The sequence below is a fragment of the Aquicoccus porphyridii genome (assembly GCF_008369105.1).
GTDB lineage: Bacteria > Pseudomonadota > Alphaproteobacteria > Rhodobacterales > Rhodobacteraceae > Aquicoccus > Aquicoccus porphyridii.
In genome coordinates, this window is record NZ_VINQ01000036.1 from 1 (window position 1) to 12,166 (window position 12,166).

General features: G+C 59.0%; 10 protein-coding genes. 4 read left to right on the forward strand and 6 right to left on the reverse strand.

From position 1 onward, the window contains the following. Positions 1–115: 115 nt before the first annotated feature. From FLO80_RS21310 to mobC, 3 genes are read right to left on the reverse strand one after another with little or no spacing between them, the layout of a single operon-like run. Positions 116–580 (reverse strand): hypothetical protein, encoded by a 465-nt coding sequence (locus FLO80_RS21310; protein WP_246156781.1) that lies wholly within the window; start codon positions 578–580, stop codon positions 116–118. Beyond that, positions 573–2,921, reverse strand: coding sequence for a relaxase/mobilization nuclease domain-containing protein (locus FLO80_RS21315; RefSeq protein ID WP_111369529.1), 2,349 nt, complete (start codon positions 2,919–2,921; stop codon positions 573–575). The genes FLO80_RS21310 and FLO80_RS21315 overlap by 8 nt, the downstream gene beginning before the upstream one ends. Further along, positions 2,908–3,495 carry a plasmid mobilization relaxosome protein MobC gene (gene mobC / locus FLO80_RS21320; RefSeq protein WP_111369527.1) on the reverse strand — a complete coding sequence of 196 codons (588 nt, stop codon included), beginning with the start codon at positions 3,493–3,495 and terminating at the stop codon, positions 2,908–2,910. The genes FLO80_RS21315 and mobC overlap by 14 nt, the downstream gene beginning before the upstream one ends. Before the next feature lie 552 nt (positions 3,496–4,047). Here mobC and FLO80_RS21325 point away from each other — a divergent pair. The 4 genes from FLO80_RS21325 (at position 4,048) to FLO80_RS21340 (ending at position 7,064) form a co-directional block, all read left to right on the forward strand. Next, positions 4,048–4,767, forward strand: coding sequence for a nucleotide-binding protein (locus tag FLO80_RS21325; protein WP_111369525.1), 720 nt, complete (start codon positions 4,048–4,050; stop codon positions 4,765–4,767). Between the two features lie 10 nt (positions 4,768–4,777). Further along, positions 4,778–5,425, forward strand: a complete 648-nt coding sequence (locus FLO80_RS21330; RefSeq protein ID WP_111369523.1) for a hypothetical protein — start codon at positions 4,778–4,780, stop codon at positions 5,423–5,425. 160 nt (positions 5,426–5,585) lie between these two features. Next, complete coding sequence (locus tag FLO80_RS21335; RefSeq protein WP_111369499.1) at positions 5,586–5,825, forward strand: hypothetical protein; 240 nt, start codon at positions 5,586–5,588, stop codon at positions 5,823–5,825. 120 nt (positions 5,826–5,945) lie between these two features. Continuing rightward, complete coding sequence (locus FLO80_RS21340) at positions 5,946–7,064, forward strand: Fic family protein (protein WP_111369497.1); 1,119 nt, start codon at positions 5,946–5,948, stop codon at positions 7,062–7,064. A gap of 20 nt (positions 7,065–7,084) precedes the next feature. On the opposite strand, the gene FLO80_RS21345 is transcribed toward FLO80_RS21340, so the two are convergent. From FLO80_RS21345 to FLO80_RS21355, 3 genes are all read right to left on the reverse strand, one after another. Beyond that, positions 7,085–7,801 (reverse strand): hypothetical protein, encoded by a 717-nt coding sequence (locus FLO80_RS21345; protein ID WP_111369495.1) that lies wholly within the window; start codon positions 7,799–7,801, stop codon positions 7,085–7,087. Beyond that, the gene (gene pglZ / locus FLO80_RS21350) at positions 7,770–9,794 is read right to left on the reverse strand and encodes a BREX-3 system phosphatase PglZ (protein WP_111369493.1); all 2,025 of its coding nucleotides are present in this window, start codon (positions 9,792–9,794) and stop codon (positions 7,770–7,772) included. The genes FLO80_RS21345 and pglZ overlap by 32 nt, the downstream gene beginning before the upstream one ends. Further along, on the reverse strand, positions 9,791–12,166 hold a 2,376-nt coding region (locus tag FLO80_RS21355; RefSeq protein WP_246156782.1), incomplete at its 5' end, for a DEAD/DEAH box helicase. The genes FLO80_RS21355 and pglZ, both read right to left, overlap by 4 nt.

Genomic DNA, 12,166 nt, shown 5'->3' on the forward strand with positions numbered 1-12,166 from the left:
CCTGATCTTCGCAATCGTCTCCACAACCAACATCCCCAACTCGCTCCCTCATGCATCTGAGGAAGCATCAAAACAGAAATATCAGGGGGGTCACTTTTGGACGCCGATTACCCCGCTACGGGGTCAATTTTGCACGCCTGTTCACACCGCGGCCCGTGGGCGCCACGATCAGTGCGTGGGGGAAGGTTTTTGAGACAAGGAACGGGCGCTTGGACTTCGGGGAGCCAAGCTTGCCCAGAAGGAAGCCGCCACCGGGCTTGGCAAAGAAACCGTTCCTCTTCATCTCGCTGCGGGTCTGCCAATGCGTCGTCCCGAAGCGGGTCAATGCATCCCCCAGAAGCGTGACGCTCAGCATCAGCGATGCCAGGCCGAAGCCGCCAAGGATGAGGTTCACCCAGAGGAAGTCCTTCGGCGCAGACTGAGACAGACCCCGATATTCGCGGGCGAGTAGGGTGACGTCGAAACGCGTGGGTGAAAGCCCATAGCGGAACATGACAAAGCCGGTCGCCACGACATAGCCCATGGCGAGACCGACCAGCACGAGGCTCAACACACCGAGGGCAATCTTGCCTTTATCCATGGGTGATCCCCTTCTCACCATGTGCCGCGGCGTGGCGCGCGCGCTGCGCCTCGATCTGCTCTTCGGCCAGAGCATCGAGAACGCGCTCCATGGCCGGGCCATGCGCGGTGACCTCGCTGCCTTGAAGATAGGTCTTGGCGAGTTCCAGCTGGCGCAGCGGATCCTCGGTGAATGTGTCCAGGACGTCCGCGTTACCGGCCCGCAGTGCGTCGATTGCGTCGGGGCTTAGCCGTTCGTTGACCTGCCGGACGATGTCCTGCTGCTCTGACTCGGAGAGCGGGCCCTCGACGTCGGCGTTTTGCACAAAGGCCATGACCGTTGGCGCGGTCTCTTCCAGATAACGGCGCTCGGCGTAGTCTTGTCGCGCCTGGTCCTCGATCTCGAAACTGCGCTCGCTGATATAGGCACGCGACGCGCCGAGCGAACGAAGGTGGTTGATTTCGCCCCTAACGGCCTGCCCGAATTCGTCATCCGACATCTCCGTGCGATATCGGGCGAGGGTGCGGAGCTCTTCCGTGATCGGACCGAGATGATCCGAAGGATCCCGCAAGGCGAGGTCCATGTCGCCAGCATGAAGCGTGCGGTCCTGCGCCGATACCGCATATTGCGGCGGCATTCGACTGTCAGTCATCTGTTCCCAGGCCATCGAGGCCAATTCGGCATGCTGCGGAGATCTCTGCGCATAGGCGCCGAACGCGACGCGGGCCTCTTCAACCTCCACGGCGCCGGCCCGCCTTACAGACGGGTCGTCGGAGAACGGATGATCGAAATCCGTCCGGCGGAACTGCGCCACCAGCGCCCTGAACGCCTGCCGCTCCGATGGGGCAAAAATGTCGGGCCCGTCCTTCACGAGATCACCCCCTGGTGCCGCCAACCGCTCACCGAGCACTTCCTCAGCGTCATCCACCTCGTCGATCTCGGTTGGGGCGCGCAGGACGCGCACGTCAGTCAGAACATCGCCCAACCGAACATGCACGGCTTCCAGCCGGTCGAGCGCGTCTTCCCGGTCAGCAGATTTCTCCAGATCGAGGTCGCTCGCTTTGGCAATCCCCTGCAGATCCTGTGCCAGCCACTGGCGTTCCAGTGCGGCATTGCCTGCCCCTTCCCGCAGGCGCGCGGCCACAGCCTCGGCATCAATGCCCGTGCCTTGCAACGCCTCGGCCAGCTTTGGTGCCACCTCTCCATCGTCAAGACGCGCGAGGTGATCTTCACTTAAGTTCGGCCTTGCATAGATGCCGTCTCGGGACGGGGCATCGACCAGGGCGGCGGAGCGATCCCCGAGTGGGTTCAAATGCGCGACCGAGGCCAGAACGTCGGTCAGCTTGCGCTCGATCACCGGCCTCTCAGCCGCCGGCGCCCTGTCGATCGCCGCCTCGATCTGGCGAATGTTCTGAGAAAACTCCGTGATCAGCGTGTCGAACGCTGCTTCGTCTTGGGACATGTAGATGGCTCCGTCAGATTGAATCTGACCGCCACTGGCAAGGATGGTGCTGGCCCTCTCAAGCGCTTCGGCCACGTCTTCGAAATTCGAACGCGACGCCTCCGCCGCGAGCCCGCGGTAGATCAACGCGTTGTGCCTGACGGTTTCCAGAGCGGCCGCCAGGTCAGCGCCGGTTCTCTGGCGCTCGACTGGGGGACGACCTTCGTCGCGAGCCTTATAGATTTCATCGATCTCGGCGCGGTAGGTCGTGACGCCGCGATCCAGACGACGCGTCGCCTCAAGGCGGATCCCATGAACTTGGGCCGCCTCGACCATCGCCTCGCGAAAGGCGTCGTAGTTGAAGTGATGATCCTTCCCGAGAAAGAACATTTCGCCATCCTTGCTGCGGCGGTTCAGAACGATATGCGCATGTGGATGCGCGCGATCTTGGTGTATTGCAGCAATATAGTCGAATTGCGAGCCCTCACCTTGAAAGAACTTCTCGCAGACCGCCTGGGTGATATCGCGCACCTCTTCACCCCTGGTCCCAACCGGGAATGCCATTAGCAGATGCGACGTATGGCCAAGCTTGGGGCTATAGCGCTCGTTCCACTGGTTCTCGAACCGCCGCGCCACTCGGTTGATCTCGGCTTCCGCGAGCTGCTTCTTCCCGTCATGGGTGCCGCGGCTGTCAAGGATATGGGTCGACTTCGTCGTGAGATATGTGAGCTGCGCCCGTAGCTGCGCCCCGGTGTGGCAGCCCCCTTTCGAGATAGCCTTGAAGATCGCTGGCGAATAGCCGCGTGCGGCCCGAACCATCTGCGCGCCCTTGGAAAGCCCCTGCCAGGATCCCGAAACTCGGCTCCAGCCGCGGTCGAAGAGCGCCGGGTCGATGCCACGGACCCGGTCACTGCGCGCCATTCTCATCCCTCTCGGCGAGGCCCCCCAGAGCAGAACTGATCTCAAGGTCCAGCACGCTGCGCCGCGCACGCGACATCTCCTGGACCTGGTCGGCCAAATCGAAGACCAGACCCGCAAGGGCGCGGACGTCACGGTGACTTGAGGCCGGGTAGGACAGTCTCTCGCCCCGCACCTTGGCCTCGTTCAGACGTCGCGCGATCTGGTTCACGTTGTTTCCAACCCGGTTGAGCGCGGCGCCGAGATTGCGCAACTCGTCACACATCTCGTCGTCGGGCAGGAAGACACCTTCGGCCGCCAGCATCAGTCGGCGCATGGCATCCGAGCGGTGCGCAATCCCGCGCCGCGACAGCGCCGCGTCGAACCGGCGCAGGTCGTCGTCCGAGACCCGGATCCCCACAACCCGCGATCGGCTGCCGTTCGCTGTCTGACGCTCACCCCAGTGGTTCACCACGTTGTAGATCGTCTTCAGGCTGACATCGTAGTGGGCTGCCAACGACGCCGCGGAGACGCCGTTCCGGCGGTCCTGGGCGATGGTCGATCGCTCGATCTCTGACAGTCTGCGGCGGCGGGGCATTTTGAAGTTAACGTTCCTATTTCTTGCCAACTTCGTACAAGCCCGCCGACTCCCAACGCAAGTGGAGTCGGCCATAAGGGCTTGTACTCAATGTAGAAAATCGCCCTACAAGGGCGATTTCCCGTCCTTTGTCAAATGGATCGCGCTTCGCGCTCATTGCACCACGCGATGCGGTCTCCGCATCGCGCATCGCGTCTTTTGCGCCCCGTCTCTTGCACCCCGCAAGACGGGTTTTGCCGCGTGCTAACCGTCTCGCGTCACCCGCGGAACGACATACGCGAGACTGCCTCCCGTCGTCTGGAGCGCGCTATCCGTCACCTGCATTCCGTCCGCTGTACATCGCCGAGCGCATCCCGACATTTGGAGGGTGTGTGGTGCCCCGCGACGAATGCTGAAGGCGCCACGGCAGACGTCGCACGGTCATCGCACAACGCCGCCCGCTGCATGCCAAACGCGGGTCGCATCCCGACTTCTGCTTGACCCCTCAGTCTCATGCGTTTAGCGACATTTTGGTATTATCGTTGCGATTCCCTATTTTTGCGGAGGATCAGAATGCCGAACGAAAATCTTGTGGTGATCGCAGCGATGGCCCGGAAAGGGGGCAGTGGAAAAACGACGCTCTCGCGCGCCTTGATCAGCGCCGCGATCGCCGCCGGACGCAGAGTGATGTTGATCGACACGGATAGCACGAGAGTACTCGGGGCCTGGCATGCTCGGGCCCAAACCGGTTGCCTGAGTTCGCCGCTCCTCTCCTCTGCAACTGTCGAAACCGTGGCGGGTGTCGAGGATCAGATCGATCAGGTCTACATGGCAGGCACGGCAGACTTCATCTTCATCGATACCGCAGGGGTCGGTGCCGAATGGTCAGATGGCATCGCGGTGCTTGCGGACCACATTGTGACGCCCGTCATGCTGTCGACGTCTGATTTCGATGTCGGCGCACAGACTGCCGATTGGTATGAGAAGCTGAAATCCCGTGTTGACGACCCCACCAGCCTTCCGCGCCACCACGTCGTCCTCAACATGGTCGACCCGAAAACAACCCGTGCCGACGCCGCCCTGATTGAAGAAGCGCTCACCCGTTTTCCGGTGATTGAGACCGTCATGATGCGGCGGAATACCTACAAGGAGATGGACCAGAAGGGACTTCTCCACGCCTTGGCACTGGAAAAGCAATCTGATCCAAACCCTCTGATGCGTCCACATGTGCGTCATGTCGTCGAGGCGCTCGAGGAGGCGACGGACATCCTCAACAACATTCTTGCTGCGTGAGGACAGTCGATTGCGCAAGAAGATCCCGACCATCACCAGGCCCGACCCAGCCTACGCCGCCACCCTTCAACAGGGTGACCGCGAGGTTCCCGGGAAGGAAGACGAGACACAGGTCACAGCAACAAAGACAGGCACCCCGGCGGTTGACGCTGACGTTGACGCTGATCGGCACGAGTCAGAGTGTGTGCCGGAAGGTGCCGTGGCGCCGCACCAAGTCACCGCGGAAAGCTCTGACCCGCATACCAACCTGAATGCTCCCGTATCGACCGCGACCAAGAGCCCGACCCGCAAGATCGACATCAGGGTCAACGCACTCGAACGACAGGAAGCAGCGCTCCAGACTTGTGGTGTTGAGCCAGCACATGTGGTGCGTGCCGCCTTGCGCCGTGCAGTCAAAGGCTGGCAACTGTCGCCGGTCTTCGCTCCAGTCGCGGAGGAGCAGCGCACTCGCAACACGCAGTGGCAGGCCCGTACATCTCTGGCTGTAAATGCGGCAAGCCTGAGTGTCCTCCTTCGGGACCACGACCCCCTCGACGTCTTGAGTAAATGGGCCCTGATCCGCGGCCAGGTGGAACCGCTCATCTGGAGCGAGATCGATGCGATCCTTGAAGAAATTGCCATTCGCGCTGCATCGCCGCATGAACCGAACGCGCCGTAAGATACCTATCTGAAAAGACAACTTGCATTTCACCGGTGGATTTTTGCCCACCCGGGACGGTTCATCTTGCAGTTGCAGAAACCTAGTCCTAACACCAGCTAACAGGAATTTCAGACCTCAATGGTGACGAGTTACGAGGTCCATTTAGGAGGAACGCATTATGAACACGAAGCCCCGCCTGACTGGCGAACCGATCATGCGCATCCTCTGCAAGAAATCTGAAAATCTGGTTGGCTACCTGTATCAATGGAACAATGGCGACGTGCAGCCAGCATGGTTTGATGGCGCTTTTGCAGACGTTCGTTACGAACCGCTCGTTCAAGCGCCGAAAGAAGACTCCGCCAATCCAGAGATCCCCGGACTGCGTCAGCAAGGTCCGTCGCACCTTGAAAATGCTTAGCTCACGACCTCGCTTCGGTTTGTCGGTCATCCCGTCCTGCAGGTCCTTTGAGCGATAGAGTTGACTTCTATGCCTCACAAGTGATCTACATATGAGTTATAGAAAGGATGTCTATAACTCATGGCTTGGAACTGGACGCTGCCCGATTGGCCGGATTTCCGGTATGACGCCTCCGCTCTGGAGCCGTTTGAGCAGACGTTTCTCCTGTCGTCCGGGGAAATCCTCGGCGCGGTCCATCATGTCAGCCAGCCGGAGCGCGAGCAACTCCGCATCGAACTGCTCAGCGAGGAAGCGATGCAGACGAGTGCCATCGAGGGTGAAATCCTCGATCGGCTCAGTGTCCAGTCTTCGCTGCGCCGCCATCTGGGCCTCGATCCGGACAGCTACCCTGCCAAACCGCGCGAACAGGGCGTCGCGGAAATGATGGTCGATGTCTATTCCAGTTTTGCAGAGCCGCTGACCCATGAGACACTGTACCGCTGGCATCGGATGCTACTGTCCCATGACCGTCGGTTGGAAACCATCGGGGCCTACCGACAACATGCCGAGGCGATGCAAATCGTTTCCGGCCGCCTTGACCGGCCGACGATCCATTTCGAAGCGCCGCCCTCGGAGCGGGTCATGCCTGAGATGGAGCGATACGCGGATTGGTTCAACAAGACCGGGCCGGGGGGAGCAGAGCCGCTTCCAGCGCTGACGCGCGCAGGGCTAAGCCACCTCTATTTCGAGAGCATCCACCCATTCGAAGACGGCAATGGCCGCCTGGGTCGCGCCCTCGCTGAAAAGTCTCTGGCGCAGAACATTGGCCAGCCAACCCTCATCTCGCTCGCCTTCACCATCGAGAAGGAGCGCAAGGCTTACTACGACCAGCTCGAGCAACATCAAAAAACGCTCGACGTGACCGATTGGCTCGTCTGGTTCGCAGAAGTTGTCTTGAAGGCCCAACAGGCAACACTCGACCGCGTCGGCTTCTTCATCAGCAAGGCACACTTCTACGATCGTCACAGGCACCAGTTGAACGAACGCCAGGCCAAGGCCATCGCTCGAATGTTTCGGGAAGGCCCTGGCGGTTTCAAAGGCGGACTCAGCGCCGACAACTATCTCAAGATCACCGGAACTTCACGCGCAACCGCAACCCGCGATCTGCAGGACCTGGTCGAGAAAGGTGCGCTCAGCCGAACCGGTGAGCGACGCCATACGAGGTACTGGTTGAACCTGAATCCACGGGCGTCGAAGTGAGGCAGCGCCAAAGACGTTGCCTATTCTCTGAGCGAGACAGATTGGTTTCCGGCACTATCTGCGCGCAGATCAAGATCAGACGCGGATGAGAGGACAAAGCCAAGATTGTCGCCAAGGCCAAAGGGATAAATCACAGGTTGGGCCACTAGCGTTCCGAGCCCGACAGGACGACCTACGGCTTCCAAAACGGCAGTTGTCATCCAACGCATGAGGTCCGATCCTTCCAACGCACAGGCTTTCTTCCGGGTTAGCGTCTTGCCGTTGTCGCTTCGATCGAGCAGCGCCCAGTCTATCTGAGACTGAAGGACCATATTGGTCATCCGTCTGGTCCCCTCACGTTCGCCATAGATTTCTGCCATCCGACGATGCACTTCAGCGGTCGTGCAGTCGCCTTGAAGCGAGGTCAATCTGCCAACGATCTCGGCCACTTTGGCGAAGAAGGGATATGTCACGATAGCCATGCCCCATGTCAGGGCCGCCGGCGGGGTAGATGGTGCCGATTGGAACAGTTCCACGCCGCGTTGAGCAAAAGGCTCCAGATCTTTTCGCGGCTCCAACCAAAGGCGGTTCAGTACGGTTCTGGTCTTCTTCCTAGCCGCAGGCCCTGAATGGGCTTCTTCCAACAGAGCATCGAGCTCGCTGATGTCAGCGAGACCGGCCCTGACTTCCAGCGCTTTTTTCGCCCACTCGAGGCGGATGAAGCGGTCAAATCCTATCTGAGGTGCTGTCGCTCGCATGTTCTTCTTTCTTCATTCTTATCTTCACAAACGGCACAACCAGTTCCTCTAACGCCATTCCTCCGTGAGCAACGATCTTGTTCCCTCTTGGCACAAACGCGCCGCGTTCATTCGCGTAAACTGGCAAGAAGTCGGACGGAAGCCCTGGACCGCTAAACTGAAATGCATCGATATCGGGCGGAACGGATGCAGCAAGGTCCTCGCTGCGATAGGCCCTGACGCGCTCACCCTTCATCTCGGAGACAACGCCCTGGCTGAGCCGTCCAATGCCGTCGGCATCAACATTGCCATGGTCCGCAGTCAGGTAGATATGATAGCCGTGCTGAGCAAGCATGAGAAACAGCTTTTCAATGAAGCCGGTATCGCACCATTCGCGAATTTGGCCAGCAATCCCGCGTTTCCCAAGCATTGCTCCGTGGACAATTTCATCGACCATATCGACGACAAGGCCCGCGACCTTGGTCGTCGGCTTTGAAAGTACGTCCTCGAGTAGAGCCAATTGGTCGGAACGTTTGAGCCCCTTCTGGAAAACGACCTCTGGCTTCCGGAGGCCGTTTTCCTGCCAGAACTTCGTCCAGAGAGACGGCTCTTGTGCCGTCGAATCCATCGAGCTTTGAAACTCCCGTGGCTTGAGGCCCGAAAATAGCGCCTGGCGAGAGATTGACGTCAGCGTCGGCAGCCACGCAAAGCAGCCGCCCTCGTCGGCGGAAAAGTCGGGAAGCTTGGTCGACAGGTGGTCCCTGATCTGGGCCCACTGGTCCAATGCCAAACCATCAAAGACAAGAAGAGCAATTCGATCTTCGCCAAAGCCCCTGCGCATCGCGAGATAGCGCGGCACGTGATGTACCATCACCGGCGCTTTTGCGACGGGTAGGGAGGGCAAGTCTGCGAAATGCTGAAGCACCCAATCCTTGAGGCGGGCATCGGCCTCTCTTTGCAAACTCTGGAGCTGCCCCTGCAGGTTATCTGCGTCCGCCGCCTTCAGTTCGTTGAAGCGGTAGATGAGTTCTCCAAGGCGGCGCGCCGTCTCTACCCAATCTCGATGCGACGCCCCCTCCGAGGGTAGACTCGCTGCGTTCCTTTTCGCTCCCTCCGACACCAAATGCGCAAGTGCCTGAGGGTCATCGATCAGACCAACCTGTATCCAATCGGGAAGGTGCTCAGGACGAACACTTGCCTCAATAGGCTGAAGGGCTCCCTCGAAGAACATGGTATCTATGATGACCCTGACGTCGGGGTGATCAAAGGGCACGTCATACGCATGGCCTTCGACCGGCACCTGATCCCTGCCGCGCGCATCAGGTTCAACGCCATATTTTGCGACGAAACGCGCCCAAGATTCCTGTATTGCGCGGAGCATAAAGGGTTTTGAGGCGAGCAGTTCACTAATCGGAAGACTTCCAAGAGATGTGTCCCGAAGAACGGTTGCGACATGGTCTGCAAATAGGCTGGGAAGGCCAGCCCCGCGATAGTGAAGCCGCAGAGCTTCTCGCCAGAAATCCTCCGGTCGATTCAGCAGATAAGGGCTAAGCCTGAAGATGTGCGTGAGGACAAAATTCTTGGTCTCAGCCTCACCGAGCAGCTGCGTCACATGCTTCTGATAGGCTTGGAACAGCCCTTCATGGTGTTCAGATTCGAGCTTGCGGACGACACCATAATTCAAATTGGGAAAAAGATCAGCCAAGCTCAGGCTGACTTGTCGTGCTGCCCTGATGTAGTCCCAAGGGATGGAATTAATGTCCGCGCCCCGCCACTGCAGGATGAGCGCCTTCGCGGTACCTTTCTGACCCACATCCCATGCGGATCGATAACGCTCTTCATACTCGGTTCTAAACGAAACAGAATCTTCGAACGGGAGAACCTCAAATTCGCGTTCGCGAAGCCCAAGCAGAATGGTCTCATCCAAGAGCAGGCCATCCGGATCCAAAGCGATCCACAAGCGAGACAGATCTGCGGGAAACTCCCGCAGGATACGATCAGCCCAAATACTCATCGTGCACCAGCCACCGTTTCGCCAATTCGCAACACGAGGAGGGCATTGAGATCGGGCGAGTAGGAGGCCGCAGCATCGAGCTGCGCCATCCGAGCTTCATGTTCTTTCTGCAGCCGCTTCCGTCGATAATCACGAACAGTCTGAAGCCCCACTCTGCCAATCGCCTGGTGTCGAGCTTCGTAAGCATAGAGTGCGCGTTCGCGTTCTTCCTCGATCCGAGCCTTGTGCTCTGTCACAAGATCGGAGAACACCCGCTCTCCTTGCGTGACCGCAGCCGCTTTCGATCTCTCGAACCAGTCGCGCGGCGCCTCGATCTGAGGCGCAGCAATCGGCTCGATCTGCTCCGTCAGAAGCACGTCCCAAATGCGTTTTGCCGTTGGTTGGAAGGCGCGCCCTTCATCATTGACGAAAACGGATAGGAAGCGGCGGCGGCTGAAGTCGTCAGCTGCCAGACTGACTTCCCAAAGCGACCAAACGCCTTTCACACTATCAGGCAGGCCTGTAATGCGGACAGCGGGGACGGGTTGACCGGCGATACAACGCGGAAGATCAGCAATCAAAGCCTGCGCTCTTGGATCTTCCAGCGTGACCCACTCAACTTCGGGCCGATCTCCCGCGGTGCGCGCATCAAAACACACCGAAGATGACTCTGTGCCATCGGCCCACCGTATCCGCCAGGTATCGCCTTCCTTCTTGGCTTCTCCCCCCCGCGCAGGGAGGCCAGTTGTGATTGCCCGCTCCAGCCAAAACTGTGCCGGATGGTCTCGCCACTTGCGCGCATCATCGGCTTCTAGTTCATGGCCGTCGGCGAGCAGATCACTATTCTTCCGGTTCTCTGCCAACGAGGAACGAAGCTGCGTCAGAACGGCATCGCATTCTGTTTCGATCGATGCCGGGTCTTGGATCCCCTGAACAAAAAGTTCGTCGAACAGTGGCTCCGCCTCGACCGAATCCATCACATCGGCAACTTTGTCCACGCCGAATTCCTCTGCGATCACAGCGAGCTTTGTTTCGAGAACTTCGCGAACCCGATGCTCGACGGTGTCTTCGAGTACGAAATTGATGGCTCGCACAATATGCGGTTGCCCGATGCGGTCCACGCGCCCAATACGCTGCTCGACCCTCATCGGGTTCCACGGCATGTCGAAGTTGATGATGACATGGCAGAATTGAAGATTGAGGCCCTCGCCGCCAGCGTCCGTCGAGATCAAGATACGCACATCCTTGGAGAATGCCCGCTGCGCGCGGCCACGCGCCTCGAGGTCCATACTCCCATTGAGAGTTGCAACCGAGAACCCCCTGCTTTCGAGAAATTCCGCGAGCATGGCCTGGGTCGGAACAAACTCGGTGAAAACCAGAACCTTGAGTTCAGGATCGTTTTCCTCCTGCTGAATCTTGTAGATCTGCTCAAGGAGTGCTTCGGCTTTTGCGTCTGTTCCTTGCGCCTCTGTCTCACGAGCGAGGAACAAGAGTGCCTCAACGTCTTTTCGCTCGTCATCCAAGGCATCGAAGGCCACGGCGATATCGATCTGGTCATCACCCGTTAGCTCATGCCAGTCTCCGACACCTTCGGTGGAAAAGAGCTGAAGTTGTCGCTGGTCGTCGTCCAGGGCGAGGAGTCGCTTTTCCAAGGTTGCACGGATAGCTGCGGTGCTGGACGTCACCAAACGCTGCATAAGGATCATCAAGAAGCCGATGTGCCGCTGCTTCGATGCCATGGCTTGGTTATAGCCGTGGCGAACATACTCAGTGATCGCTTCGTACAAACCTTGCTGTGCTTTGTGTCGGTCAAGCCAGGCGACGGCCTGAATGCGGGTCATCCGTGGCTTGAACAGAGGCTTGCCTTCAGCATCGATCGCAAGCCTCTTCTCTGTCCGCACGACGAACGGGCGCACGCGATCGCTCGAGACGCTGTTCTCATCGGGGAAAGAGTCCCGATCCAGCAGCTGCATCAGACGGTGGAATTGATCCGTTTTCCCTTGGTGCGGCGTTGCCGACAAAAGCAGAAGGTAAGGTGCAGCTTCGGCAAGTGCCGCACCCAACTTGTACCGCGCAACCTGATCCGTGCTGCCTCCCATTCGGTGAGCCTCGTCGATGATCACAAGGTCCCAGTTGGCCGAGATCAGGTCTTCGAACCGTTCACGGTTGTAGGTGCTGAGTTGCTCCGCGCTCCATCCGCGCCGCCCTTCGAGCGGTTTCACCGAATCCAGCGAACAGATCGCCTGATTGTGAACAGGCGTGCAAAATTGACCCCGTAGCGGGGTAATCGGCGTCCAAAAGTGACCCCCCTGATATTTCTGTTTTGATGCTTCCTCAGATGCATGAGGGAGCGAGTTGGGGATGTTGGTTGTGGAGACGATTGCGAAGATCAG

Bases quoted from the DNA above. Each gene is read 5' to 3' on its own strand.
- FLO80_RS21310 (WP_246156781.1), bottom strand. From the start codon at position 580: ATGGATAAAGGCAAGATTGCCCTCGGTGTGTTGAGCCTCGTGCTGGTC.
- FLO80_RS21340 (WP_111369497.1), top strand. From the start codon at position 5,946: ATGGCTTGGAACTGGACGCTGCCCGATTGGCCGGATTTCCGGTATGAC.
- FLO80_RS21325 (WP_111369525.1), top strand. From the start codon at position 4,048: ATGCCGAACGAAAATCTTGTGGTGATCGCAGCGATGGCCCGGAAAGGG.
- FLO80_RS21335 (WP_111369499.1), top strand. From the start codon at position 5,586: ATGAACACGAAGCCCCGCCTGACTGGCGAACCGATCATGCGCATCCTC.
- mobC (WP_111369527.1), bottom strand. From the start codon at position 3,495: ATGCCCCGCCGCCGCAGACTGTCAGAGATCGAGCGATCGACCATCGCC.
- FLO80_RS21315 (WP_111369529.1), bottom strand. From the start codon at position 2,921: ATGGCGCGCAGTGACCGGGTCCGTGGCATCGACCCGGCGCTCTTCGAC.
- pglZ (WP_111369493.1), bottom strand. From the start codon at position 9,794: ATGAGTATTTGGGCTGATCGTATCCTGCGGGAGTTTCCCGCAGATCTG.
- FLO80_RS21345 (WP_111369495.1), bottom strand. From the start codon at position 7,801: ATGCGAGCGACAGCACCTCAGATAGGATTTGACCGCTTCATCCGCCTC.